The following is a 25815-nucleotide window of genomic DNA, read 5'->3' on the forward strand; positions in this document are numbered from 1 at the left end:
ATAAATGATCGAAAATTTGAAAAAAAGCCCTTTATTTGCGGGAATGACAAATGAAGAAATAGAGGAATTTATTGTAAAAACTCGCGCAAAAATCAACGAATACAGCAAAGACGAATTTATTTTTTTGCAGGGCGATATTCCAAAGAGTATGTATTTGCTTGTAGAAGGATGCGTCGCAGTCTGTAACGACACCGGCAGCGGAAAAAGAAGTATAATCGCATTGTTCGATAAACCCGGAGAAATTTTCGGTGAAATTTTTCTGTTTTTAAACCGAAAAACTTACGATCATTATACACAGGTTCTTTGCGATTCAAAAATTTTAGAAATTGCAAAGCCCAATCTTTTTCAATCTAATGGAATTACCGAAACAATTCACCAAAAGATTGTTTTGAACATGCTTTATATTTTCGCTTCCAAAACTTATTACCTTAACCGACGGCTTTCAATACTTTCATGTTCGGGATTAAGACAAAAAATCGCAAAGCTCTTTTTAAAAAATAAAAGAGAAGACAATACGGTCGAAATCAACATGAACAGAGAAGAACTTGCGGATTTTTTAAATGTCACAAGGCCTTCTTTGTCCCGCGAACTTATGAAAATGCAAGAAGACGGCCTCATCGTCATTGACAAAAAAGCTATCCGCATCTTTGACATTAAAAAAATGAAAGATATCTGCGATATGTGACAATTTGTAACACAAGTTACGGAAAATTTTATAACTACGGAATATCTTATTGACAGACTCGCTCATACGGTTGGCCTTGGGAATGGTCAAAACAACGCCGTGTGAGGATTTGCAATAGGAGGCCTATTATGGAAAATAAAATGTTTTGTTATCAATGTCAGGAAACAGCCGGCTGCACCGGATGTACGCAAATGGGGGTGTGCGGGAAATCCCCTTCGGTAGCCGCTATGCAGGATTTACTGATATATGTTAGCAAGGGAATTTCGGAAATTACTACAAGACTTAGAGATGAAGGGGTAAAGATTCCCAAAGAAATAAATCACTTGGTTACATTGAATCTTTTTATAACCATAACAAACGCCAATTTCGATGAAGATACGATAACAGATAAAATTGTTTTAACATTGAATAAAAAACAAGAGCTTTTAACTTTATTAAAAAACAAGAACGGTCTTTCCGATGCGGCGACTTGGGACGTAATGGACAAAAGCGCGTATGCTGCAAAAGCAAAAAGTGTAGGGGTTCTTGCTACTGAAAATGAAGACATACGAAGTTTGCGGGAACTTATAATTTACGGCCTTAAAGGGCTTTCCGCATACAGTAAACATGCAAATGCGCTTTTAAAAGATGATGAAGAAACGGATGCTTTCTTGCAAAGAGCCCTTGCAAAAACGCTTGATGACAGTCTCGGTATTGACGAACTTGTTGCTCTCACATTGGAAACCGGCAAATACGGCGTCGCAGGCATGGCGCTGTTGGACGATGCAAATACTTCCGCTTACGGAAATCCTGAAATCACAAAGGTAAACATAGGAGTGGGTAAAAATCCTGGTATCCTCATATCCGGCCATGATCTTAAAGATATGGAAATGTTGCTAGAACAGACAAAGGGAACGGGAATTGATGTGTACACACATTCTGAAATGCTTCCGGCACATTATTATCCCACATTTAAAAAATATTCTCACTTTGTAGGCAATTACGGAAACGCATGGTGGAAACAAAAGGAAGAATTCGAGAGTTTTAACGGTCCTATTTTAATGACTACAAACTGTATAGTTCCGCCCAAGCCGAGTTATAAGGACAGGCTTTATACAACGGGATCTGCGGGATTTCCGGGATGTAAGCATATTTCAGGAGATATCGGCGAGACAAAAGATTTTTCACAGATAATAGAACAGGCTAAGACTTGTCCGCCTCCTGTAGAAATTGAAAGCGGACAAATTATAGGCGGATTTGCACATAACCAGGTGATCGCTCTTGCCGATACGATCGTATCGGCAGTCAAAAGCGGCGCCATTAAAAAATTTGTGGTGATGGGCGGCTGCGACGGAAGAGCAAAGGCTAGAAATTATTATACCGATTTTGCAAAGGCTCTTCCCAAAGATGCCGTTATCTTAACCGCCGGATGCGCAAAATATAAATACAATAAATTAGACCTAGGCGATATAGAAGGAATTCCGAGAGTTTTGGATGCAGGGCAGTGTAACGATTCTTATTCACTTGCCCTTATTGCTCTAAAATTAAAGGAAGTTTTCGGTCTCGAAAATATAAATGATTTGCCGATCATTTATAATATTGCATGGTATGAGCAAAAAGCCGTTATAGTATTGCTTGCGCTTTTGTATTTGGGAATAAAAAATATTCATTTGGGACCGACTTTGCCTGCTTTCTTTTCCGCAAATGTTGCAAAAGTTTTGGTCGAAAAGTTTAAAATCAGCGGCATAGGCACAGTCGATGACGATATGAAACTTTTTTTCTAAGAAATATATCGGCAAAAAGTACAAACAGTTTTTAAACGCCCATTCTTAGTGTAAGAGGAGGATGGGCGTTTTTTGTTTTTCAGTATTTTTATTTTTATATTAGTAGACAGAATATACATTATTGATAGTTGTGGGTGTTATGGAAAAATCAAATAATCGGTGCGGTTATACCAGGATTCGATGTATTAAAAAAATTGCGTTGTAGGCAGCCTTCGAATCCAGGTATTGTCGTAAAGGCAATATCAGGTTGAAACGGGTGTTAGGTGATCTTAATATCACTAATTTCTCGTAATTTACTTACATCATCTGAGGTAAGTATCTCGAGATTTGTCGTTATTTTTTCTATTGGCCAATCCCACCATTTTATACTTTCTAAAAGATCAATAATTTCATTATCAAATCTTTTTCGTATTAATTTTGCAGGATTTCCTCCAACGATTGAATATGGTTCTACATCTTTTACTACAACAGAATTTGATGCAATTATTGAACCATTACCTATCTTTATTCCGGGCATTATTAAAGAATTATAACCAATCCACACATCATTCTGAATTACCGTATCACCTTTAATTGGTAACTCTTCCATTTCTGGTGTTGTTTTTTCCCATCCATTTCTAAATATTGAAAATGGATATGTTGTGAAACAATTCATTTTATGATTTGCACCATTCATTATGAACTTAACATCTCGGGCAATGGCACAAAACTTTCCAATAATTAATTTGTCTCCAATGAATGGATAATGATACAGAACATTATTTTCAAAGTTTTCTGAATTTACTGGATCATCATAATACGAATAATCACCAACGATTATATTTGGATTAGTAATTGTATTCTTAATAAAACATACTTGATCAAACCCCTTCATGGGGTGTATTTCATTGGGTTGAGGACCGTACATATAAAACTCCTATAATTATTATGGTGAAGATAATTTATATAAATTTTATATGTTCATTTCTGGCCTTTTCTCCTCTCGATTATTACAGATATATATTTACCACATTTATCTTTAATGTGTAAATAATCTTCTTTTTTCTTGCCCGCCGAAGGCGTGCACCTAACAGGGGTTTAAACCGCAAATGGGCGTCGTCCTATTTTGTCGGCTTTGAAAACTGTGTTAGGTTTTATTTCTAATAAACCAACTGCATATTCGATATTTCATCTTTTAATGATTTTTCTACAAAGCTATTCAAAGACATATCCAATTTTTTTGCAGCAAGAGCAACCTGGCTATGAAATAATGGAGAAAGACGAACATTGAATTTTCCTGAATAAGGTTTTCCTGGTTCAATTCCATCTTCCTTACACCACTCAAGATAATCATCAACAGAAGCACGAAATTCATTTTCCATCTCATCAACAGTCGTTCCCTGAAAAGTAATTACAGTACGAGTATTGATTACCTCTCCAGTAAATACATGAGCTTCATCATCATATTCAACAGTTGCAATAAATCCCTTATAAGTCATCATTCTTCACCCCTGCGTTTTCTAAAAATCTACGCATAGATTTTACAGCACCTTTCAGTACTACGAACAAGTCTTCATACATATTTTTATTAAACTATAATGCATTTTTATTATAAATTGATACTGTGACGGTTTCCGCACTGTGACCGGTCGTCAGGCCGCAGCGCACTGCAATGCGGCACGGCGAACCGGCAAGAATTATTCTTTTACGCCGCCGCTCGTCATTCCTGCAATCAAGTATCGCTGTAAGAACATAAACAGCAAAACTACAGGCAACGAAGTAAGAATTGAAGCGGCGCACAAACTTCCCCATTCGATTCCGTATTCGCCTATGTACATGTTAAGACCTACAGGCAAGGTTCTTTGAGCTGCGGTTGAAGTAAACATTACGGCAAACATGAGCTCGTCCCATGCGTGTATAAAGGCGTAGATCGCAGTCGCTATAATTCCGGGCAAAGCCAGCGGAAGCACTATTTTAAAAAGAACGCCCGTTCTGGAACAACCGTCGATCGTTGCGGCTTCGTCTAGGTCTTGCGGAATGCCCGCAAAATAACCGATCAGCATGTATATAACATACGGAAGAGAAAAAGAAGTATATGCGAATATGAGACTTCCTTTTGTGTTTAGCAAATGCAGTCCTCTCATGATAACAAAAAGAGGTATGATTATGAGAACCTTGGGAAACATCTGACTCGAAAGTAAAAATTTTCTTAAGGTGGTTTCACCTTTAAAACGAAAGCGGCTGAAAGCATAGCTTGCGGTAATTGAAATAAACACGCACAACAGCGTAGTACACCCCGAAACTATCGCACTGTTTTTGAATTGTCTCGGAAAATCGGTCGTTTTTATTACCGAAGCATAGTTTTTTAAAGTCGGGCTGGAAGGCCAATACTTTACCACAGGTGTGTGTATTTCGTTTTCAGGTTTTACGGATGTAATAAACGCCCATGCAAGCGGAATTAGGGAATATAAGCTGATCAGCAATGCAGGAATCCATACTAAAAGCAAACGCTTTGCGACATTCTTTTTCATTTAAATTCCACCTTCCCTACTTTTATTTATTAATCTGATATAGATGCTGATAAACACTATTATTATGCCCATAAGGATTATAGCCATAGCCGACGAATATCCGAAGTTAAGTTCGCTCCATGCTTTAAGATAAGTATACAAAGCAAGCACATTCGTAGTATATCCCGGGCCGCCCTGCGTCATCGTAAAGATAAGGTCGGTCGTATTTGCAGTCCATATTATTCGCAGCACGGTAGAAGTTATCAATATGGGCTTTAAATGCGGCATTGTAACAGCCCAAAAACGCTGCCACATGTTCGCGCCGTCGATTTCGGCCGCTTCATAAAGATTTTTAGGGATGGCTTGCAAGCCGGCTAAAAAACTTATCGCAAAAAAAGGAAACCCTTTCCATACGTTTGTGGCGATGACCGAACCGAACGCCGTCTTGGGGTTTGCCAGCCAAGGAATATTTTGGTTTATAATGTGCAGCCTCATAAGCCAATCGTTAAACAGACCGTATGTTCCGTCAAGGATCCACGACCAGAGCAGCGCTGAAACTACGCTCGGCAAGACCCACGGAATCAGTACCAAACCGCGCACAAGCGCCCTCAAAGGAAATTTTTGATCCAAAACCAAAGCTACGAGAAGCCCCATTAAGGCTTGAAGACCCACTGAAAAAACAATCCAATAAGCCGTCTTTTTAAGTGAAATCAAAAAGATAGGATCTTTAAACATCTCTATGTAGTTTCCCAATCCTATAAAGCGTTCGTTTTTCGGAACGGGTTTACTCAGTATATAGTTTTGAAAGCTTAACATGAGTCCCTTGAACATGGGATAAAGAAGAATGATTCCTATAGCCAGAAAAGTAGGCAAAATCAAAACGTACGGATACCATTTTTGACTTTTTTTCAATTCCACCATAAATGCGGTCTCCTAAAAAAACAGTCCGAGCGAAGACTCGGACTGTGAAGATAGTTATTTTTTTGCCAGTTCTGCGGAAATTGATTCTACCATTTGCTGAGCGGTTATCTGTCCCATAAGAGCCTGCTGCAGCAGTTTTACGGTGGTGGAATCTATGACGGAAGCCCAGTTGATCGTCTTAGGCCAAGGTCCTACATATTTTACGGATTCATTGGACTTTGCGTAGAACGGATTGTCTCTGAAATACGGCAGATCCGCTACGCTTTTTGTGATCGGAACCGAACCTAAATAGCGGCTTTGAAATTCTACCGCCCATTTTTCACTCATCCAGCTTATAAACGTAAACGCTGCTTCCTTATTTTTTGAAATAGAGCTGATACCGTGGTTTATAACAGAACCTTCGGACCAGCGATAACCCGTCGGGCCTGCGGGAAACAGCATGACGCCGACCTTATCGCCCAGCGCCTGAGTGATTTCTACATAAGTACCTATGTGGTGATGCAGCATTGCAGTCCGTCCGCTTTTAAAAGCGCCTACCACTTCCGAAAAACCGTCGCCGACGGCTGAAGGCGGAGTAACTTTTTCTTTTTGATAAAGATCTAAATACTTTTGCGTCGCTTCTACGGCAAGCGGAGTATTAAAAGCTACATTTCCTTTATCGTCATAAAGTTTTGCGCCGTAGCTTTGAACCCAAATATAGTAACACTGAGCGTTTCCCCTTCCGCCCCTCAAGCCGAATCCGTAACGGTCCAGAATCTGTCCGCTTTCATCCTTGTATTTACCGGTAAGAGCCTTTGCGACTTTTACGAATTCATCCATGTTCTGCGGAACGGAAAGTCCTTCTTCTTTGAACCAGTCTTTTCGGTAATACATGTAAGTTACAAGCAGTTTCCACGGCATACCGTATTGTACGTTTTGAATTTTACTGCTCGGCCATACCTTATCGAAGATGTCGTTTTTCCCCGGCCATTTTGAAATGTAGCTGTCGAGCGGCTCAAGCATATTCATGGCGGCAAATTCTGCTACCCAGTTTTCACTCATGCCAAAAGTGTCAGGCCCCTCGCCTACTTGGTACGCCGTGATGAATTTCGTGCGTACATCCTTTTGCGGAACATTTTCCCATTCTACTTTTATATTCGGATGAGTAGCGTTAAATTCCGCGATAAGCTTGGAATAATTTTCGTTATCGGCGTTCGGGACCCAATACCAGTGATGTATTGTCACCGGCCCGTTTCCGGTCTTTGCCTCCGATTCTCCCTTCGCACATACAGGCATAATGCTGAGAGCTGCCAGAGCGCCCAGTAACATAAAGCGTTTCATATAAAATCCCCCTTTATTTAATCCTATTATTTAATATGTAATCATAATCGAGATCCCAACCCAATCCCGGTTTTGACGGAATCGTAACAGTACCGTCCGCATTTAAAGGATCGTAGATTGATTTGAACCACGGTTTCGGCTTGTCGTAGTCGAGGAACGGATGTAAAAGCCCCCGTTCATAATATTTACCCGCTATGGGCATGGCTCCGAGCACGTGTAAATTTCCTATTGTGTTGCCGTGAAGTTCAATGCTCATGCCGAACGATTCGTAAAGGTGAACGGATTTCATCAAACTTGTGATACCGCCCGTAACTTCCGCCCCTGCGCGGCCTATGTCCGAAGCTCCGGAAATTACCCATTCCGCTCTTGAGCGGTTTTTGCCTTCTACGGTTTCGGGACCACAAATGGGAAGATCGACTTCTTTGGTGAGCCACCTATATGAAGACATGGAGTGTTCGTCCATAGGTTCTTCCATCCACAAAAAATTAAGTTTTTCCAATTCCTTTGCAATATAATACGCTTCCTGACGCGTATAATCGTGATAAGGGTCAAGCATAAGTTCGATATCCGGCCCTACCGCTTCGCGGACTGCGCGGCACGCCGCCACGTCGAGTTTGGGATCCGGTTCCGGTATTATGGGCGGCATCCACGTGTGAAGTTTTATGGCCTTATATCCTTTTTTCAGCAATTTTAAAGAAAAATCTGCATAGGATTGAGGCGTATTCAGCCCGCCTTCAAAGTTATCCCCTACCATGATGGAAGCGTAGGCGGGAACCTTTTCTCTAAAGCCGCCGAGCAACTTGTAAATCGGCTTAGAACATTTTTTACCGCATATATCCCACAGCGCAAGATCGAGGGCGCACAACGAACGGTCGGTAAAAGTGGAATGCAGTCTTTGCCACGTGCGCATTCTCTGCCAAATCCGCTCGTGAAAGAACGGATCTTCGCCGATTATCGCAGGACAGACGACATTTTGCAGAATATCTACGTTCATATTTCCGCCGACGGCGCAGCCTTCCGTCCCGTCGTCACAGGTAATCCTCAAAAATCCGGCAGTTGCGTCGTGTTCCTTTCCTGGATGTGAATGCCCTTCCGCATCGCGGACCATAACCGATTTGAAATGAATTTTGAAAGCTTCAGCTTTAATTATTTTCATATAAGCCTGCCATAAATTATAAACATTTTATAATTTATCATAGAGTATATTTTGGTTTTTGTAAAGATATTTTATATTTTTTGATATTTTTATAATTTTTTTATAAATTAACAGCATGAATGTCGAGAGTACGATTCTATTTTGCTTATTTATCCTGTGTCGAAATCATCGTCTTTGCCAGATAGATAAAAGGCGTGTCCAAAAGGCTTGTAAAAATGTAAATTATATAACAGGAAGCGGTTATGTTTATGAGCGTTTTCAGATCGTAAATTTTCCAAAAAGCTAAAAAATTAAATATCACTATGTTTATGAACTGTGAAACGAGGGTGGAACCGTTATTTCTGAGCCATAAAAATTTTTCTTTTGAACCCGTCTTTTTTTGAGTAAAATTCCACCATGCGTGATAAGCCCATACGTCGAATATTTCCGAAACAGCATAGCCTATAAGGCTTGCCGTCATTATTCTGGGAGTGTTTGAAAAAACTGTTTTAATTGAAGGAAACACCCAATCGTTTGTGGATGGAGTATATAAGAGCCACAGATTTGTGATTACGATAAAGGAAGCGGAAACGGCTATTCCTATGAACACAGCTTTGTTCGCCGATTTTTTACCGTAAATTTCACTTAAGATATCCGTAGCGAGAAAACTTGCGGCAAAAAGCGTGTTGCCCAGCGTCTGTTCAAGACCGAAGGCGTTTACCAAGATCAATACTTCAATATTTGCGGTTATCGCCGTAAAGGTCATCCATGTATATAAGCCGGCCTTTCCGAATAATTTAAAGAAGACAAGAAGCCCGCCGTAAGAAAAAAGCAGCGACAAACACAAAAGAATTTCATTAGGCATTTTATCTCCTTATCAGGCGGTTTTATTTAACATACATTTCTTTTTAAGATCTTGCAAGCAAATTGATGAGACGAATGTTTGCATGTTTATTCGGTTTTCAGTATAGTGTTCGGTGAATATTCGCGTGATTTAGGAGTGAATCATGATCGTCATGAAATTCGGCGGTTCGTCCGTCGCAAATGCGGAGCGTATACGCCATGTTGCAGAGATTATCAAAGCATACAAGGGAAAAAGGCCTGTCGTAGTGCTTTCCGCAATGGGGGATACGACGGATCACTTGCTTGAAGCTGCGGAAACCGCAGTGAAAGGTACCGTTGACATACGAAAGGTTATGGAATTGCACGAAAAGACACAAAAAGAATTGGGTATTTTACCCTCTCCCATCGTCGATCTGCAAGCGGAACTTCAACAGCTTTTGACGGGAATTTGCATGTTAAAAGAGCTTACCAAGCGCACACGCGATTACCTTGTTTCGTTCGGTGAGAGGATGTCCGTAAGAATAATGGCCGCTTATCTGCAAAAAGAAGGGCTGCCTGCGCAGTTTTATGATGCGTGGGACATAGGCTTTATAAGCGACAGCAATTACATGGCTGCGGAACTTGACGAATCCGTATGGCGCCTTATTCCGTCGCATCTTGACGATTACAAAAACGGAAAAAACGACGCTATTCCGATAGTTACCGGTTTTATTGCAAAAGACAAAGAAGGTCATATCACAACATTGGGGCGCGGAGGAAGCGATTTAAGCGCTACGATGCTGGGTTCTGCAATGTGTGCCGAAGAAATCCAAACGTGGAAGGATGTAGACGGCATTTTAACGGCGGATCCGCGTATATGTCCGGACGCACGCCCCGTTCCTGAAGTGACTTATGAAGAAGCTCAGGAACTGGCCGTTTTCGGATCTCAAATTCTGCATCCCAGGTCGATGGTTCCGTGTTTGCGTACAGGAACGCCGGTTCGCGTAAAGAATTCTTATAATATTGAAAGTCCGGGGTCTATCATAGTTGCAAAACACACTCAAAAAACCAATCCTGTATGTGCGATTACGTCTATAAAAAACATAACCCTCATAGACATCGTTTCTACTCGTATGATCGGAGCCGCAGGCTTCCTTGCGCACATATTCAATCAGTTTTTAAAATGGAACATAAGCATCGACGTGATTGCGACCAGTGAAGTTTCCGTGTCGCTTACTATAAATACGCAAACAAATTTGGACGGGCTCGTGGCCGATCTTAAGAAAGTTGCCGACGTCAATGTAAAAAAAGGAAAGGCTATAATAGCCATAATATGCGACGTTGCATCTACGAGCGAAATTTTAGCTCAAGGCTTTACAGCCCTTGCCCGAAACAATATAAACGTACAGATGATCAGTCAGGGAGCTTCAAAAGTAAACATAAGTTTTATTTGTAACGAAGATCAATCGTCGGACGTAGTAAAAATCCTGCATAAAGCATTTTTCGGAGAAACAAGATGAAAATGACTCTTATCGGTTACGGCAAGATGGGACACTTGATTGCCGACGTTGCAAAAAAACGCAAGCACGACATAGTCGCGACTATCGATGTTTTTTCGGAAGACGCGAGCGTCCGTGTTCCTGTGGGAAGCGGCAAGGCCGTAGCCGAAGCGGTTGAAAAAAGCGGTGCGGAATGTGTTATAGATTTCAGTCACCCTTCTGCGATAATCGAAAACATAAAGGCCGTTTTACCGACTAAAATCCCAATGATCGTGGGAACGACGGGATGGAACAATGAAATGACCGAAATCGAAAAATTTGCAGCTTCGTGCGGCGGCACTATAATGGCTTCGTCGAATTTTTCAATCGGCGTAAATCTTTTTTACAAAATAATAGAGGAAGCTGTAAAACTCGTAAAGGAATTTCCCGAGTACGATATTGCGACTTGGGAAATGCACCATAATCAAAAAGCTGACAGTCCGTCCGGAACCGCATTGGAAATCGCAAAACGCATATTATCAAACGATCCTGTAAAAAAGGAAATTGTAACCGACGCTTTTCATGAAAAGCCCAAAACGGAACAGCTGCACGTGTCAAGCACCCGATGCGGATATACGCCCGGAACTCATACCGTTTGGTTTGACAGCAGCGCCGACACAATAGAACTTACTCACCGTGCCCGTAGCCGTGAAGGCTTTGCCCTAGGGGCGGTTATTGCTGCAGAAAAGTTGTTAACATGTATAAAAAATCATACGATTCCTACGGGAAAACTGTATACAATGAAAGATGTGTTTTAATCGATCCCGCCTTAAAAATAAAAAGGCCGTCGACGGATAAATGTCGGCGGCCTGTCGCTGCTTAATGTCGAATATTACCAGTTCTTCTCGATCTGATCGCAAATATTCAACTCTGCTTCCGTATTATCAAAGAATTTCGCTTTTTCCATGTTCGGAACAAAGTTGACCGTGTCGCCGAGGTGATAAATATTTTTCGGGCTTGTGCGTACGATCATGTTTTGACCTTTTTCCGACGTGAGGAAAAGATGAGTTTCGGCTCCCAGCGGTTCCTGGTTCATAATCTTAAGGGACATGTTGTTTTCGCTTGCCGGTTTTTCAACAAAAGTAACGTCTTCAGGGCGAATACCGAAGGAAATCGACTTACCTACATAGGACTTAAGTTTTGCCTGCTGAGCTGCCGTCGGAACAAACGAGAACGAGCCTTCGTCGGCAATGATCTTTCCGCCTTCTTCTTTTATCGTAACGCTAAGGAAATTCATCGGCGGCGTTCCTATAAAGCCGGCGACGAATTTATTTATGGGATTGTTGTAAAGATAGAGCGGTGCTCCGATCTGCTGTATCTGTCCGTCTTTCATGACGACGATCTTCGTTCCTAAGGTCATAGCTTCTATCTGATCGTGTGTAACATAGATCATCGTAGCCTGCAAACGGTTGTGCAAGGCTGAAATTTCAGCTCTCATGGTTACGCGAAGTTTGGCGTCGAGGTTTGAAAGAGGTTCGTCGAACAAGAATACCTTAGGATTGCGTACTATAGCGCGTCCTACGGCGACTCTCTGGCGTTGACCGCCGGACAGAGCCTTAGGTTTGCGGTTCAGATATTGTTCTAGATCGAGCTGCTTTGCGGCTTCGTGAACGCGACGATCGATTTCAGCCTTGTCCATTTTACGAATTTTAAGACCAAAGGCCATGTTGTCGTATACGCTCATATGAGGATACAAGGCATAGTTTTGGAAAACCATAGCTATGTCGCGATCTTTTGGCGGAACGTCATTCATCTTTTCACCGTCGATAAAAAGATCTCCTTCCGTAATGTCTTCAAGTCCCGCGACCATGCGGAGCGTCGTGGATTTTCCACAGCCTGAAGGTCCTACGAATACGCAGAATTCGCGGTCTTCAATCGTAATGTTGGCATCCTTTACAGCGTGCATGTTGCTGTCGGGATATATCTTGCCGATATGTTTTAATTCTACCTTAGCCATTTTGGCCTCCCTTGGGGTTATATTATTGTTTTAATGATATAACTACATGAGATCGCCGTCAAGGCAAATTACGCTGATTTAATGAAAAATCCGATTTTATTGTAACCTAGTACGCCGAATTAAGGCCGCCCGGCTTTATCTGAAAATGGCTGAATTCGATGCTGAACGAAGCCCTGCCCTGTGTTGCGGATCTTAGATTAGTGGAAAAGCCGAACATCTTTGCCATCGGAGCTTGCGCATGGATCAATTCTCCTGAGGGTCTTGAATCCTGCCCCAAGATAATTCCGCCGCGTTGAGTCACTTGACTCATAGCTTCTCCTACAAATTCCTTGGGGCAGGTTATGTCAACGTTCATGACCGGCTCCAAGAGTTCGGGAGAGGCGGCGTTGCAAGCGTGATCGAAGGCCTGCGCGGCACAGGCTTCAAAAGCGAACGGAGTGCCGGTAAGTTCATTCCACGCAAGATCGGTAACGGTAACGGCAGTATCCGTGCATGGGTAGCCGTATTTTATACCCGAAGCGAGCGCCGCTTCAAATGCGTTTTTAACGGCGGCGACGATTTCTTCAGGAATGTCTTTAGTTTTGGCGGTACAAGCGTAGGAATTTCCTTGTCCCTGAGACCTTGGCTCCACTCGGACTGAAATTCCCGCCGTATTTTCTTTACCTGCAAGCACCTTACTGAAATTTTCGGTGTGTTCGGCGGCAACCGTTACCGCTTCACGGTATGTAACCTGAGGAGCTCCGACGCGCGCGTTGACTTTAAAATCGTCTTTCATCCTTGTAACAAGAACGTCCAGATGGAGTTCTCCCATACCGCTTATGATGAGCTGGCCTGTTTCCGTATCTTCGTGAAAGGTAAAGGTCGGATCCTCTTTTGAAAGGATACCAAGCGTTTCGTTCAATTTATCGCGATCGGAAAGAGTTTCCGGTTCTATCGCAATGGAGATTACAGGCTCGGGAAATTTCATGTTTTCAAGAGAAACAGGCATTCCTTCGCTTCCGAGCGTGTCTCCCGTCTGCGCAAATTTCAACCCGATAAAAACTGCAATGTCGCCTGCGGATACGCTGTCGATCGGCTCGTTTTTATCCGCGTGCATACGCAGTATACGGTTTACGCGCTCTCTTTTTTTCTTTCCTACGTTGTAAATCTGACTTCCGCTTGTAATTTTGCCCGAATACATTCTAACATAGCACAGCGATCCCATCTCTTTGTCATACTGAATTTTAAATACAAGACCGAGCGGCATTCCGTCAGTCTTGCACGGAACAAGTACTTTTTCTTCTTTGTCGCGTTTTATGTGTATTCCTTCCGCAGGAGGAACTTCGTCGGGCGCAGGAAGATAATCCACAACCGCGTCGATGAGCGGCTGCACGCCTTGATTGTGGCGGGCGGATCCCATAACAAACGGCACAAATATTCTATTAACGGTACCTTTACGGATTGCGTCTTTTAAAAGTTCGGCGGATATTTCTTTTCCTTCAAGATAGAGTTCTCCGAGTTTGTCGTCTGAAGACGCAACCGTATCTACAAGTTTTTCCCGCCATTTTTTTGCACTTTCTATGCGCTCGGAAGAAATGTCGCATTCGCTAAGGGTTTCTCCTTCGTCGTCGGCGTTCCATCGAATCTCTTTCATTTTAATCAGATCGATGACACCTTCAAATTCCTGCCCCTGCCCTATCGGAATTTGTAACGCAAGACACTGAACCGCGAATTTTTGAGCGACGTCGTCCATCGAATTAAAAAAATCCGCCCCGATTCTGTCCATTTTGTTCATAAAACAAATTCTGGGAACTTTAAATTTGTCGGCCTGGTGCCATACGGTTTCCGTCTGCGGCTGAACTCCGTCAACCGCACAGATAACTGCGACGGCGCCGTCAAGAACGCGAAGAGAACGCTCCACTTCCGCCGTAAAATCGACATGGCCGGGGGTATCGATTATGTTGATCTGAAAGCCTTTCCAGTAAGTCGTCGTAGCGGCACTCTGAATGGTTATGCCTCTTTCCTGTTCCTGGGTCATCCAGTCCATAGTCGCCTGACCGTCGTCGATTTCGCCTATCTTATGAATTTTTTTTGTGTAATAAAGGATGCGCTCGGTTGTAGTCGTCTTTCCCGCATCGATGTGAGCCATAATCCCTATATTTCGCATTTTATCAAGCATGGGTAAATCCTAGTGCGGACAAAAATCCGCCAACTTAAAAATTTCTTAACGCGCCTGTTCATCCGATTAAAACTTGCTCTGCAATGACTTATCGGAGAGGCTGCGCAGCGCGTTTTCCAGAGCGCTCCTAGTCTCTTTATTCGCAGCCGGCTTTCAGCGTGTTACCGATAAATCCGTGCACCACCGCTTTCTATGGAAATGTTCGCCGTCATATTTCCGAAAGCCGAGACTGAAGCGAAACTGTTCGCCCCGACGTAGGAGCTTTAAAACAATCCTGTTTTTCCCTTCTTTAAGATGTACGAGCTCGTAATGATTATACGGAGTCCACAATCGCATCTCGTCATAGCATAATTTCTTCTCGTCATTTACCCAAAGCACAAAACCGTCGTTGTTACCAATTATAACCCAAAGGTCTTGATCTTTCGGAGATATAATTTCCTGTTGCAAATAAACGCAAATTTGTCCCCGACATCCGAACGTTTGATCAAGCGGCAATAAATCTTCATAGCCGCGGATGATGCATTTTTCTTGAGCTGAAAAAGCTGTCGTAAAATTATTTTCGTCAATATACGCTTTATCAAGATAAACCGCATTATTGACCTTGCATTCCATGGTTGGCCGTCCACTGTCTTCGTCATGGGCGGCCGGAATGTTCGGTAAATCTTTTTTTTCTAAATTTTCAAAAAACGGGCCGACTCCGAGCCAGTCCATTGCTCCTGCAATACCGAAACTCAATTCAGCTATTTGTTCAGGTCTTTCTCTCTCGGCCGTAACGACTTTTAATTTGTTGATATTTGCAATTGATTTGATTTGGTCGGAGGTTCGGATACAAAATTCTGTTTCAGCGGTTTGTCCTGCAGGAAGCAAAAAATCCCGATACTGCGGTTCTACTATCCAGCCTGCCGGCAAATTTTTAATTCGGCTATGAAGGCTGTATGTTTGGTTCGAGCGGTTTTGCGTTACAAGCTTGATGCGGCAGCTGTCTTGGAATCCGATAGCCGGCTGATCCGAATAGCAAATTTCCTGATGAATTGCTTCATCGAATTTTTGCTCACAGCGGGGCGGCGTTAACAGACTTACGTTTTTCAGCGTTTCGCCCAGCCGGCAGGTTTGCTCTGACAAGCGATATATGGAACGGCAATCGCTTTTGATATCGATTCCTACCACATAGCCGTCGTTAACCAGAGCTTTCAACTCTTCGGGAATTTTTTTTGCACCGTACAGTATGCCCCAAATTGCCGCGGCGGTTGCGCATGTACAATCCGTATCGAAGCCGCTGCGGAAAGCTATATCTATTACCGTCTGTAAATTGTCTTTGCCGTATAAAAGGGCGATAAGCATGAGCCCCAGATTTGTGATGGAGTTGGTAAAATCATTATGGCCGTATTTTTGCAAAACCGCGGTTCTGACTTTTCGCCAATCTGTGATACCTTGTTCCGCCAACGAGAACACCAGCGAAGCGCATCCGAGCGCGCGTGAGCCTTCCGGCAAAAAGCGTAATTGACTTTTTAGCAGGTCGATCATATCCGTTTGCGTAAAGGCGCAGGATTCGACCGCCGCGTAATATTGTTCGATCCAAACTGATTCACCTGCATGATCAAGACTGCCGTCAAGCCCGGCGTAATAAGCGGCTTTGTCCGGATTGTTCGGAAATACCATCGCCCATATCTCCGAACGAATCGGGCACCCTTCGCCTTCACAAAAAAACGGATTGTTAAAGCTTCCGCTGTAAGGCGGCATAATGCCTCTTTCATAATTTTTTAGAAAAATGCCGTATTCGCTGAAGGGATACCAGCAGTGCTCATCCCACGCTTTTGCCAAATCATTTGCCGTCAGTAAAAGGCCTTTCTCTTCCAAAACTTCCAGCCAAAGCAACTGCATATCCAGATCGTCATTGGGTAAATCCGGCCGAATCACTTCTCTGAAGTCGCGGTCGATAAGTTTTTTTATCCCTTCAACCGGAGTGCCGGCCGCGCCACCCAGACATTTTCCCAGCCAACCGCCGTATACATGATCAAAATAATTAGAATCATTCATCTTTATCTCCGAATTTCCATTTGAATGGTTTTTATGGCATTTCCAGAAAACATTACAAGTTTTCACTACTGTCTAATATAAAACAAGTACTTTTTAATTTAAAGTCTGGAATTTGTGGTATAGTTGGGCTAGAAAACATACCGCAAGAGGAATTACAGACATAAAACGAGTGTAACACAAAACTCGGACAATTGCTATCTTACTTAATAAAAAAACACTGTTGCATCGGCATGTTTCCCGGGCAAAAACACGCACCTGAAGCCGACGGCTAGGCCATTTTGTTTTTCCATGAGTTTATATAGGCCATAGGCGTCATCCCCGTGTATTTTTTAAATATAAGGTAAAAATATTGAGGATTATTTCCGAAGCCGATCTTTTCCGCGACATCTGAAATTTGAACGTCCGCCTGTACTGTTAAAAGCTGTTTGGCTTTTTCGACTCGTTTACGGTTTAAAAAATCCGAAAAACGATAACCTGTCTGTTTTACAAATTGTTTGCTAACATAGTCCACGTTCATAAAAAGATAATGTTCGGAAATATATTTCAACGAAAGACTTTGCTCGTCTATATGAGTTTCAACAAAGGCTATAAGCTTCGATATGAAATCCGCCACGCTTCTGGTTCCTGTAAGCATAGGCGGAAAGATGACTGGCAGCGTTTTAAGAAATGAAGAAAGTATTTCATCCGTCGTATTCATGCGCTTTAGTTCCATAACATAGTCCATAATCTGCATGGGACTGTAAGCCATGTCTCTTCTGTCCGCGTATTTGATCAAAAGTCCAGAAAGCAAAAATACCAAAAATTCTTTATCTGTTACGGTCTCAAGGATTTTCCCCATGTCGATGAAAATCTTTTTGCGTGATTGAAGATCCGCCTCCGGTATGCGGTTTAAAAGCTTTTCCATAGACGACACGGTACTGTCGCCAGTCATATCGTTTTTATAAATGTCATAAATTTCGTCGGAACGAAGTTTCCAATCGGAATTTCTTTTAGATATACTTTTTTGTATTTCTTTAACGGCTTCGACTATTTGTTTTTCGTTGCAAGGTTTTAAAAGATAATGCCGTATTCCGAAGCGCATCGCAGTCTTTGCAAAAGCGAATTCTTCGTAGCCGGTTAGGATGATAAATTCTATGTCGCCGTCGATCTTTTTTATGTTTTCGATGAGTTCGAGTCCTGAAAAGCCGGGCATTTTGATATCCGTGAGAACGATGTCCGGATATTCGTCAAGTATTGCATTGTAGGCTTCTATTCCGTCCTTGCAGGTGCCTACGATTTCGACGTCGAGAGCTTTCCAGTTTATCAGTGATCGTATTGTTTCTCGGATGATCCTTTCATCGTCAACGATTATCATCCTCAGCGCGGTTTTCATACGTATTCCTTCGGGATCAATATTTCAGCGACGGCCATCTCATGTTTATTATACAGAGAAAGTCCGTATTCCGTGCCGAAAGTTAATTTTATTCTTTTGTCGATGTTCAAAAGTCCAAGTCCGGTTCTGTGTTTTTTCATGACGCCGCTTTTAAGCTTTTCAAGAGTGTCTTTAACAAATCGTGAACCGCTGTTGCTTACGCTTATCTTTATATTTTCTCCGGATTCCTCTATCTCAATAATAATGTCACACGCTTCGGTAGAATTTTCAACGGAATAATGTATCGCGTTTTCAACAAGCGGCTGAATGCTTAACTTGGGAATTCTGCAGTTGTTTAATTGAGGATCGGAAACAATCGAAGCGTTGAGCCTCTCTTCAAAGCGAATTTTTTGGATTGTAAGATAGCAGTCTACAAGCTCCAGTTCCGTTTTTATTGTGTGTTCGGTCAAAGAGTTGTTAAGCGTTATGCGCAAAAGTTTACCCAAAGATTCCACCATGGTCGAAATTATTTTTGCACCGATCATCTTTGCGCGCCAATTTACCGATTCCAGCGTATTATAAAGAAAATGTGGATTTATTTGATTTTCGAGCGCCGTAAGCTGGGCTTCCTTCATTAAAAGTTCATTTTTATAATTCATCTGTATCAGATTATTTATTTCCTGCACCATAAGGTCAAACTGTTGGTGAAGTATTCCTATTTCGTCGCTCCGCTTTGAATAATCATAGCGTACGGGAATTATCTGTTTGCTGTCTCCCCTGAAGGTTGTGATCTTTGATACAAGATAATTTATGTGTTTTGAAACAGCGCCTATAGTTACCGAAGAGAAAAGAATCGAAAACAGAATTCCCGAACCGATGACTGTAAAATATATTATGGCCGTATATTTAAGGATTTTTGCCGTTTCGCCGTAAGGGACGAGGCACACGTATTCCCAATCGTATCCGGGAACGGCGCTTTTTACGGCGAAAAAATCGTCCCTGTTTATCTTTATAACTCCGTATTCTCTGCCGGATAATTTTTGAGGAATTTTATGCAGAATGTCGGAAAATTTTTCGCCGGTGTTTATGCCGTATTTATAAAACACCTTTCCGTTTTTAAAAAAGATAAAAGACGGTTCGTATTCGCCATAAGCTGAAGACGACTCTTTGACCAGCCTGTTCATGTCGAGCTGAAATATTATTTCGCCCAAAATTTCAAGGCTCAAATTTTCTATGCGGCGGACGGCTCTGCCCATAAAGACTCCATGCGTTTCGCCGTATTCGGTTATCCATACTGGTGCGCCCGACAGCCGATCCGACTCGGTTATAATTTTATTTTTTAAATCTTCGGGCAGAGTTCTCTCAAGGCTTATGTCGGAAGAAATATGGTACTTATTGTTTGCAAGAAGCGCGGCGGATATGCAGAGCGGACGAAGTTCGAACGAATATGCGATAAGAGAATCGTACAGTAATTTGTATGCAGTGCTTCTTGTATTATGGTCGTTGTTTTGACTTGATATAAAGAGCTGCTGCTGTATAGTGCCGTCGGAAAGCATAAGGTTGCTCATGTTTTCGGCCAAGCGCAGCGTGGAAGATATTTTATTTCCCGAATAGACGAGATTCTTAGCTATTTCCAAATACAGCATTTTAGTGTTCGCTTTCGTTACGTAATATAAGGCGATGATTGAAAATCCGCAGAAAAACACGGTTCCTGAAAAAATAATTATAAATAGGATTTTTTTTAGCAAAGAAAAATTGTTCAAAACGTCTTCGATTCTTTTGATAAGTTTTTTTAATACGAACATAAAATTTAATTTTGCATATGTGCACACTTTGCACATATATAATTTGCGATGTTTGCCGAAAGGCAAATTTGTTAAACTGTAAATATAATTATATCATCCAAATATGCGATACATAAAGCCCTAAACCACGACAACCTCTCCGGACGCTTCGCTTTTTACTTGCCTTTTGCACGGGAAACTTTGCGTTCGCCGCAAGGCACCGCTGCTATTTTTTGCATAAAAATCGGTTTTTTATACTATGAAGCCGATTTATAGGATTTACAGAGTAAAAAAACGGTATGATACTTTTATAAAAAGCCAAGTTATCTAGGTTTAGAACAGGAGGTTTTAATGAAAAAAGTATTAAAGATCGCAGCAGGCCTTTGTCTTGTTGCGGCGTTACTTGTAACCGGGTGCAAAAAGGCGGAAAACAAAAAGTCAGGGGCTTCCAAAGAAGCAAAACTTACGATGTTCTGGTGGGGAAACCAGACGAGAAATGAAAGAACACAGAAAATCCTTTCTATGTTTGAAGCTGAAAACCCGGGCGTTAAATTTGACCCGCAGTTTGCAGAATGGGCGGACTATTGGAGCAAGCTGGCCGCGTCGTCCGCCGGGAAGCAGATGCCGGACGTAATCCAGATGGACTATCAATATATTACTCAGTATGTGAGCAAAAATCTTCTTGTTGATTTAAAGCCCTATATCAACGACAAGGTCTTGGACGTAAGCAACATAAACAAGGGAATCTTGGCTTCCGGTTCCGTGGACGGAAAAGTATACGCTATATGCAACGGAGTAAACGCACCGTCATTGTTCTACAACAAGACACTTCTCGACGCTAACGGGATCACGGTAAAAGACAATATGACCATGGAAGAATTTATGCAGCTTTCCGCAGAAATTTACAAAAAGACGGGTTATAAGACGAATCCCTCATACGGCGGAAATATATTCCTTACATATTTCATGAGAGGCGAAGGCGTAGAGCTTTTCGGCGATAAAAAATTCAATGCGACGGTTGAAAACTTAAAAGCCTTTTTCGATATCTACGAGAGAGGCACAAAGGAAGGATGGATGATTTCTCCTACAGTATTTGCCGAGCGCACGTTAGGTTCTGTAGAACAGTCGTCTTTGATATACGGCAGCTCGGGTTCCAACATGTCATGGTGTTATTTTGGTTGGTCCAATCAGCTTAGCGCATTTACAAAGGCCGCTCCTGAAGGGATGAAACTCGGCATTACCACGTGGCCGGCAAAAGATCCGGTAAAAGCAAATTATCTTAAACCCAGTCAGTTCTTCTGTGTATCCGTGGACAGCAAAGAACCGAAGATCGCCGCACAGCTTATAAACTATATAACAAATTCGGTGGACTGCAACAACGTTCTTTTAGGTGAACGCGGAATCCCCGCTTCTTCAGTAGTTGCGGATGCGATCGCACCTAAGTTTGACGAGACCCAGCAGATGGTGATTAAATATATCAACACAGTAGTTTCTCCGAACTGTTCGGCAATCTCTCCCGCAGATCCGCAAGGGGCTCCTCAAGTCTTCAAGACTATGACCACATACGTAGACAAGATATGTTTCGGAATTCTCACGGCGGAAAAAGCCGCTGCGGAGTTTTTTGACGAAGGAAATAAAATTCTCGCCAGATAGTTCCTTAAAATTCAACGCGGTATTTGAGGCAGTTTGATCAGCCTAATAACGGTTACGGCTGTTTCAAATACGCGCTTTTATTTAAAGTGCGCAAAGAGCGCATTAATCGCATTCGGTAGAAAATCGAAATTTTCTACCGAGCGCAATTTTATAGGATAAAAATGATGAAAAATTCCCGATTGAACAGACTGAAACAAATAGCTAATACGGAAGGCGGCGCCGGCCTAATTTTTGCTTCTCCGTTTATTTTCGGTTTTTTTGTTTTTTTAATTATTCCGATCTTAATTTCGTTTTATTATTCTTTTTGTAATTACGATATTCTTTCTCCGCCGGTCTGGAATGGACTTAAAAATTTTAAAGAAATATTTACGGATGATGAAACGTTCTGGCGTTCACTGTTTGTAACGTTCAGATATTCCTTTGCAGCAGTTCCGTTAAAACTGGCTTTTGCCCTTGTTGTCGCCTTGATCTTGTTTAATACGACGAAGATGTCGGGCTTATACAGAGGAGTATATTATCTTCCGTCCATTTTAGGAGGTTCCGTAGCGGTTTCAATACTGTGGCGCAGGATGTTTTCAAGCAACGGAACGATCAACGCTCTTTTGGGGCTAATAGGAATAAACACCCAGTTTTCGTGGGTCGGCGAAAAATCGACCGCTCTTTGGATTCTTATCTTACTTACGGTATGGCAATTCGGCTCTTCCATGTTGATCTTTTTAGCCTCTTTAAAACAAATTCCTTCCACGCTGTACGAGGCTGCCCGTGTTGACGGAGCCAACAGATGGGATCAGTTTTGGAAAATTACGTTTCCTTTGCTTACGCCGACTATACATTTTAATTTGATAATGCAGACTATTCAGGGATTTTTGGCTTTTACACAGTGCTACATAATCACTCAGGGACGCCCCATGGATTCAACCCTTTTGTACACTGTTTATGTTTACAGGCAGGCCTTCGAATTTTATAACACAGGTTACGCTTCCGCCCTCGCGTGGATAATGCTTTTTGTGGTAGCGCTGTTTACATGGCTTTTGTTTGCGACAAAAAGATTTTGGGTTTATGAAGGAGGTGTATGATGAAAGGACAGGCAAAAGAAAAAATCATTTATCACATATTGGTGTGTATCATAGGATTTTCAATGATCTATCCGCTTTTGTGGATGGTTATGAGTTCATTCAAGCCCACCAATACTATTTTTACTACGGCTTCTAAGCTTATCCCGAAAGAATTTGTTTTAAGCAATTATCGGACGGGATGGAAGGGATTCACTCCGGGACAGACGTTCGCGATTTATTTTAGAAATTCCTTGTTTATTTCGCTTACGGCGACGTTCGGAGCAGCTTTATCTTCCGCCGTCGTTGCCTTTGCTATGTCCCGCCTTCACTTTTTCGGAAAAAAATTCCTAAAAGCTATGATTCTCGTTTCTATGATGCTTCCGGCGCAGATTCTTATGATACCGCAGTACCTGTGGTATCTGCATCTGGGATGGGTAGGCACCTATCTTCCTCTCATAGTGCCTTCTTGGTTTGCCACACATGGATTTTTTATATATCTGATGATGAATTTTATAGACGGAATTCCCAGAGAGCTTGACGAAGCGGCTAAGATAGACGGATGTTCTTATTACAGAACGTTTGTCGTCATAATTCTGCCGCTCCTTGTGCCGGCTATAGTTACGTCATGTATATTTTCTTTTATCTGGCGCTGGGACGATTTTCTTTCGGCGCTGCTTTATGTAAAGCAGACGACGCAGTATCCTGTGAGCTTGGCGCTAAAGCTTTTCTGCGATCCGGGATCTTCGTCCGATTACGGGGCGATGTTCGCCATGTCTACGCTTTCTTTATTGCCGGTAATGCTTATCTTTATCTTTTTACAAAAATATCTTGTAGAAGGAATAAGCACCAGCGGTTTGAAAGGTTAAAAGTTTAAAGAAGTTTTAACGTTTATAAATCACAATAAATATCAGGAGTTATATATGAGAGATTTACACAGTATTAAGATCGCTTATATCGGCGGAGGATCCAAACAGTGGGCGCGCGTTTTTATGAACGACCTTGCCCTTGCAAAGGATATTTCCGGAGAGATCGCGCTTTTCGATATCGACGTAGAATCGGCGGAAAGGAATAAAAAAATCGGAGAGCGAATCAATCAGTCCGAAAAAGCCGTTTCAAAATGGAAGTATTCGGTCTATAAAAGAATTGACGGAGCTTTAAAGAATGCGGACTTTGTCGTCATTTCGATACTTCCGGGAACCTTTGAAGAAATGCGTTCCGACGTGCACGCGCCTGAAAAATACGGCATATATCAGCCTGTTGGCGACACCTGCGGTCCCGGCGCCGTCTTACGCAATATGCGTACCATTCCCGTTTATGAAGAATTTGCAAAAAAAATAATGACCTATTGTCCGGACGCATGGGTTATAAACTTTACAAATCCGATGAGTTTGTGTGTAAAAACCTTGTACGACGTGTTTCCGAAAATAAAGGCCTTCGGCTGCTGCCACGAAGTTTTTCATACCCAAAAATTCCTTTGCTGTGTAGCGCACGAAATTTTAGGCATCCCCCAACCTCAAAGAAATGAAATTTATACCGATGTTTCAGGGATAAATCACTTTACATGGATCACCGAAGCCTATTACAAAGACATAAACCTTATGTCGCTTCTTCCCCAATTCATTAAAAAATATTTCGATTCGGGGTATTACGAAGAAGGCGCTGCGGACAAATACAAGACGGATATGTTCGCTTATGCGAACAGGGTAAAGATGGACATGTTTAACAGATACAATGTTTTGGGAGCCGCAGGCGACCGACACCTTGTAGAGTTTATGAATAACGGATGGTATTTGGAAAATCCTAAAGCCGTGGAATTTTGGAAATTCCGCCTTACGACCGTAGATTTCCGTGTAAAACAGCAAAAAGAACGGATCGAAGAGACTATAGCTATGGCGGAAGGTAAAAAGCCCGTAACTGTAAAAAAATCGAGCGAAGAAGCCGTAGAATTGATAAAGGCGCTTTTGGGGCTTGAAACGCGGGTATCAAACGTAAATATGCCGAATAAAGGACAGATGCCCGACTACCCCATGGGCGCCGTAGTTGAAACGAACTGCGTTTTTTCAAACAACTATGTTGCGCCTGTAACTGCGAAACCGCTGCCGGACGGTCCTAAAGCCCTTGTGATGAGGAACCTCATAAATAACGAAGTTCTTTATGAAGGCGTAAAAAATCGCGATCTTGATATGATCTTCGAATCGTTTATAAACCAGCCCTTGTGCTCAAAATTAAATATTTCCGACGCAAGAGAGCTGTTTAAAACTATGATAGACAATACCGCGTCTTATCTGCCCGAAAAATTAAGGCATTGGGCATAAAACGCATGGAGCCGCACTGCGAGTTGAATTTTACTGAACGTCGGTGCAGTACTTTTCGTGCGGCTCGGCGCCGGTTACTGCTGCCTTGCGTTCCGCTTTTTACATCTCACAGCTGAAACGCTCGGCAATAGTTCTATCGGGGGGCCGCAAATTCAAAAAATACTTTTTAAGTCATCAAGGCTTTCGCACAGCTTCCAAAGCAGTTTTTTTATTTCCTCGTCCGGCTCTATTTGATCCGGAATCATAATGCAAAAAAGGCCTGCGGCATAAGCGCTTTTTATTCCGTTAGGGCTGTCTTCAACGGCCGCACATACGCCCGCAGAATATCCTATGGATTCGCAGGCTGAAAGATATATGTCAGGAGCAGGTTTACTGTGCGTTACCGAATCTCCCGTAGTTACGGTTTTAAAAAAATCTATTACTCCCGCATCCGTAAGTTGCGGTATGACGCGCGATCTTCTCGTAGAAGATGCGAGAGCCACGCAATAACGGGAGCTGAGATACTCCAACACTTGCTTCGCCCCGTTCATAAGAGGAATTCCATGCTCGCCTGCAATCTTATCAAAATACACGGATGTTTTTTTTAGAAATTCGTCTACGGAAAATACCGAACCGTATAAATTCTCTAACGCAATTTTCGTGTCGTTCTTGTTGCAGCCCATGCTTAGACGAAATATCTTTTCTATTTCAGCGGTATCTATTCCAAAATCCTTGCCTGCCGCATACCACGCTCGTTTTGAAATAGATTCCGTATCGAGTATTACCCCGTCCATGTCAAAAATTATCGCTTCTATTTTTTTCATAGACGACATGGTAGTATTAAACCCGCTTC

Annotated in this window: 21 protein-coding genes; 8 read left to right on the forward strand and 13 right to left on the reverse strand. The window is 42.3% G+C overall.

The features are described 5' to 3' along the window. The first annotated feature begins 4 nt into the window (after positions 1-4). Together HRQ91_RS05735 and hcp are read left to right on the forward strand one after the other, a co-directional pair. Positions 5-685, forward strand: coding sequence for a Crp/Fnr family transcriptional regulator (locus HRQ91_RS05735; RefSeq protein ID WP_210120662.1), 681 nt, complete (start codon positions 5-7; stop codon positions 683-685). Between the two features lie 128 nt (positions 686-813). Continuing rightward, complete coding sequence (gene hcp / locus HRQ91_RS05740) at positions 814-2448, forward strand: hydroxylamine reductase (RefSeq protein ID WP_210120663.1); 1635 nt, start codon at positions 814-816, stop codon at positions 2446-2448. 259 nt (positions 2449-2707) lie between these two features. Here the strand turns inward: hcp and HRQ91_RS05745 are convergent, their stop codons facing one another. The 7 genes from HRQ91_RS05745 to HRQ91_RS05775 all read right to left on the reverse strand — a co-directional run bounded on the left by HRQ91_RS05745 (position 2708) and on the right by HRQ91_RS05775 (position 9178). Then, complete coding sequence (locus HRQ91_RS05745) at positions 2708-3355, reverse strand: Vat family streptogramin A O-acetyltransferase (RefSeq protein WP_210120664.1); 648 nt, start codon at positions 3353-3355, stop codon at positions 2708-2710. Positions 3356-3587: 232 nt separating this feature from the next. Beyond that, positions 3588-3929, reverse strand: coding sequence for a type II toxin-antitoxin system HicB family antitoxin (locus HRQ91_RS05750; RefSeq protein WP_210120665.1), 342 nt, complete (start codon positions 3927-3929; stop codon positions 3588-3590). A 195-nt stretch (positions 3930-4124) separates the two neighbouring features. Next, the gene (locus tag HRQ91_RS05755; protein WP_210120666.1) at positions 4125-4958 is read right to left on the reverse strand and encodes a carbohydrate ABC transporter permease; all 834 of its coding nucleotides are present in this window, start codon (positions 4956-4958) and stop codon (positions 4125-4127) included. After that, positions 4959-5858 (reverse strand): carbohydrate ABC transporter permease, encoded by a 900-nt coding sequence (locus HRQ91_RS05760; protein WP_210120667.1) that lies wholly within the window; start codon positions 5856-5858, stop codon positions 4959-4961. It lies immediately after the preceding gene. A 54-nt stretch (positions 5859-5912) separates the two neighbouring features. Then, positions 5913-7178, reverse strand: coding sequence for an ABC transporter substrate-binding protein (locus HRQ91_RS05765; RefSeq protein WP_210120668.1), 1266 nt, complete (start codon positions 7176-7178; stop codon positions 5913-5915). 13 nt (positions 7179-7191) lie between these two features. Beyond that, positions 7192-8334: an enolase C-terminal domain-like protein gene (locus HRQ91_RS05770; protein ID WP_210120669.1), complete on the reverse strand. Its 1143-nt coding sequence runs from the start codon at positions 8332-8334 to the stop codon at positions 7192-7194. A gap of 145 nt (positions 8335-8479) precedes the next feature. Then, positions 8480-9178 (reverse strand): queuosine precursor transporter, encoded by a 699-nt coding sequence (locus HRQ91_RS05775; RefSeq protein ID WP_210120670.1) that lies wholly within the window; start codon positions 9176-9178, stop codon positions 8480-8482. Between the two features lie 142 nt (positions 9179-9320). Between HRQ91_RS05775 and HRQ91_RS05780 the strand changes: the two genes are divergently transcribed. Together HRQ91_RS05780 and dapB are read left to right on the forward strand one after the other, a co-directional pair. Further along, the gene (locus tag HRQ91_RS05780; protein WP_210120671.1) at positions 9321-10655 is read left to right on the forward strand and encodes an aspartate kinase; all 1335 of its coding nucleotides are present in this window, start codon (positions 9321-9323) and stop codon (positions 10653-10655) included. Beyond that, complete coding sequence (gene dapB, locus HRQ91_RS05785) at positions 10652-11431, forward strand: 4-hydroxy-tetrahydrodipicolinate reductase (protein WP_210120672.1); 780 nt, start codon at positions 10652-10654, stop codon at positions 11429-11431. Before HRQ91_RS05780 ends, dapB begins: the two co-directional genes overlap by 4 nt. A gap of 74 nt (positions 11432-11505) precedes the next feature. Here dapB and HRQ91_RS05790 read toward each other — a convergent pair whose 3' ends face one another. From HRQ91_RS05790 to HRQ91_RS05810, 5 genes are all read right to left on the reverse strand, one after another. Further along, positions 11506-12630, reverse strand: coding sequence for an ABC transporter ATP-binding protein (locus tag HRQ91_RS05790; protein ID WP_210116529.1), 1125 nt, complete (start codon positions 12628-12630; stop codon positions 11506-11508). A 106-nt stretch (positions 12631-12736) separates the two neighbouring features. Further along, positions 12737-14788, reverse strand: coding sequence for an elongation factor G (gene fusA / locus HRQ91_RS05795; RefSeq protein ID WP_210120673.1), 2052 nt, complete (start codon positions 14786-14788; stop codon positions 12737-12739). A 153-nt stretch (positions 14789-14941) separates the two neighbouring features. Further along, the gene (locus HRQ91_RS05800; protein WP_210120674.1) at positions 14942-16825 is read right to left on the reverse strand and encodes an ADP-ribosylglycohydrolase family protein; all 1884 of its coding nucleotides are present in this window, start codon (positions 16823-16825) and stop codon (positions 14942-14944) included. Positions 16826-17093: 268 nt separating this feature from the next. Beyond that, entirely contained in the window at positions 17094-18197 is a 1104-nt protein-coding gene (locus HRQ91_RS05805; protein ID WP_210120675.1) for a response regulator transcription factor, read from the reverse strand. Beyond that, positions 18194-19981 carry a sensor histidine kinase gene (locus HRQ91_RS05810; protein ID WP_210120676.1) on the reverse strand — a complete coding sequence of 596 codons (1788 nt, stop codon included), beginning with the start codon at positions 19979-19981 and terminating at the stop codon, positions 18194-18196. Before HRQ91_RS05810 ends, HRQ91_RS05805 begins: the two co-directional genes overlap by 4 nt. A 330-nt stretch (positions 19982-20311) precedes the next feature. Between HRQ91_RS05810 and HRQ91_RS05815 the strand changes: the two genes are divergently transcribed. The 4 genes from HRQ91_RS05815 to HRQ91_RS05830 all read left to right on the forward strand — a co-directional run bounded on the left by HRQ91_RS05815 (position 20312) and on the right by HRQ91_RS05830 (position 24983). Next, positions 20312-21613, forward strand: coding sequence for an ABC transporter substrate-binding protein (locus tag HRQ91_RS05815; protein WP_210120677.1), 1302 nt, complete (start codon positions 20312-20314; stop codon positions 21611-21613). Between the two features lie 161 nt (positions 21614-21774). Beyond that, positions 21775-22689: a carbohydrate ABC transporter permease gene (locus HRQ91_RS05820; RefSeq protein WP_210120678.1), complete on the forward strand. Its 915-nt coding sequence runs from the start codon at positions 21775-21777 to the stop codon at positions 22687-22689. Next, entirely contained in the window at positions 22686-23534 is an 849-nt protein-coding gene (locus tag HRQ91_RS05825) for a carbohydrate ABC transporter permease (RefSeq protein ID WP_210116523.1), read from the forward strand. Before HRQ91_RS05820 ends, HRQ91_RS05825 begins: the two co-directional genes overlap by 4 nt. Before the next feature lie 54 nt (positions 23535-23588). After that, positions 23589-24983, forward strand: a complete 1395-nt coding sequence (locus HRQ91_RS05830) for a family 4 glycosyl hydrolase (protein ID WP_210120679.1) — start codon at positions 23589-23591, stop codon at positions 24981-24983. Between the two features lie 152 nt (positions 24984-25135). On the opposite strand, the gene HRQ91_RS05835 is transcribed toward HRQ91_RS05830, so the two are convergent. After that, positions 25136-25786, reverse strand: a complete 651-nt coding sequence (locus HRQ91_RS05835; RefSeq protein WP_210120680.1) for an HAD family hydrolase — start codon at positions 25784-25786, stop codon at positions 25136-25138. Between the last annotated feature and the right edge of the window lie 29 nt (positions 25787-25815).

Origin of the sequence: Treponema parvum (assembly GCF_017893965.1) — a bacterium.
GTDB classification, from domain to species: domain Bacteria; phylum Spirochaetota; class Spirochaetia; order Treponematales; family Treponemataceae; genus Treponema_D; species Treponema_D parvum.

Excerpts from the sequence above, each read along its gene's own strand:
- HRQ91_RS05835 (WP_210120680.1), bottom strand. The coding sequence starts at position 25,786 with ATGAAAAAAATAGAAGCGATAATTTTTGACATGGACGGGGTAATACTC.
- HRQ91_RS05745 (WP_210120664.1), bottom strand. The coding sequence starts at position 3,355 with ATGTACGGTCCTCAACCCAATGAAATACACCCCATGAAGGGGTTTGAT.
- HRQ91_RS05830 (WP_210120679.1), top strand. The coding sequence starts at position 23,589 with ATGAGAGATTTACACAGTATTAAGATCGCTTATATCGGCGGAGGATCC.
- HRQ91_RS05760 (WP_210120667.1), bottom strand. The coding sequence starts at position 5,858 with ATGGTGGAATTGAAAAAAAGTCAAAAATGGTATCCGTACGTTTTGATT.
- HRQ91_RS05770 (WP_210120669.1), bottom strand. The coding sequence starts at position 8,334 with ATGAAAATAATTAAAGCTGAAGCTTTCAAAATTCATTTCAAATCGGTT.
- HRQ91_RS05750 (WP_210120665.1), bottom strand. The coding sequence starts at position 3,929 with ATGATGACTTATAAGGGATTTATTGCAACTGTTGAATATGATGATGAA.
- HRQ91_RS05825 (WP_210116523.1), top strand. The coding sequence starts at position 22,686 with ATGATGAAAGGACAGGCAAAAGAAAAAATCATTTATCACATATTGGTG.
- HRQ91_RS05735 (WP_210120662.1), top strand. The coding sequence starts at position 5 with ATGATCGAAAATTTGAAAAAAAGCCCTTTATTTGCGGGAATGACAAAT.
- HRQ91_RS05775 (WP_210120670.1), bottom strand. The coding sequence starts at position 9,178 with ATGCCTAATGAAATTCTTTTGTGTTTGTCGCTGCTTTTTTCTTACGGC.
- HRQ91_RS05780 (WP_210120671.1), top strand. The coding sequence starts at position 9,321 with ATGATCGTCATGAAATTCGGCGGTTCGTCCGTCGCAAATGCGGAGCGT.
- HRQ91_RS05805 (WP_210120675.1), bottom strand. The coding sequence starts at position 18,197 with ATGAAAACCGCGCTGAGGATGATAATCGTTGACGATGAAAGGATCATC.
- HRQ91_RS05755 (WP_210120666.1), bottom strand. The coding sequence starts at position 4,958 with ATGAAAAAGAATGTCGCAAAGCGTTTGCTTTTAGTATGGATTCCTGCA.
- HRQ91_RS05800 (WP_210120674.1), bottom strand. The coding sequence starts at position 16,825 with ATGAATGATTCTAATTATTTTGATCATGTATACGGCGGTTGGCTGGGA.
- HRQ91_RS05820 (WP_210120678.1), top strand. The coding sequence starts at position 21,775 with ATGATGAAAAATTCCCGATTGAACAGACTGAAACAAATAGCTAATACG.
- fusA (WP_210120673.1), bottom strand. The coding sequence starts at position 14,788 with ATGCTTGATAAAATGCGAAATATAGGGATTATGGCTCACATCGATGCG.
- HRQ91_RS05810 (WP_210120676.1), bottom strand. The coding sequence starts at position 19,981 with ATGTTCGTATTAAAAAAACTTATCAAAAGAATCGAAGACGTTTTGAAC.
- hcp (WP_210120663.1), top strand. The coding sequence starts at position 814 with ATGGAAAATAAAATGTTTTGTTATCAATGTCAGGAAACAGCCGGCTGC.
- HRQ91_RS05790 (WP_210116529.1), bottom strand. The coding sequence starts at position 12,630 with ATGGCTAAGGTAGAATTAAAACATATCGGCAAGATATATCCCGACAGC.
- dapB (WP_210120672.1), top strand. The coding sequence starts at position 10,652 with ATGAAAATGACTCTTATCGGTTACGGCAAGATGGGACACTTGATTGCC.
- HRQ91_RS05815 (WP_210120677.1), top strand. The coding sequence starts at position 20,312 with ATGAAAAAAGTATTAAAGATCGCAGCAGGCCTTTGTCTTGTTGCGGCG.
- HRQ91_RS05765 (WP_210120668.1), bottom strand. The coding sequence starts at position 7,178 with ATGAAACGCTTTATGTTACTGGGCGCTCTGGCAGCTCTCAGCATTATG.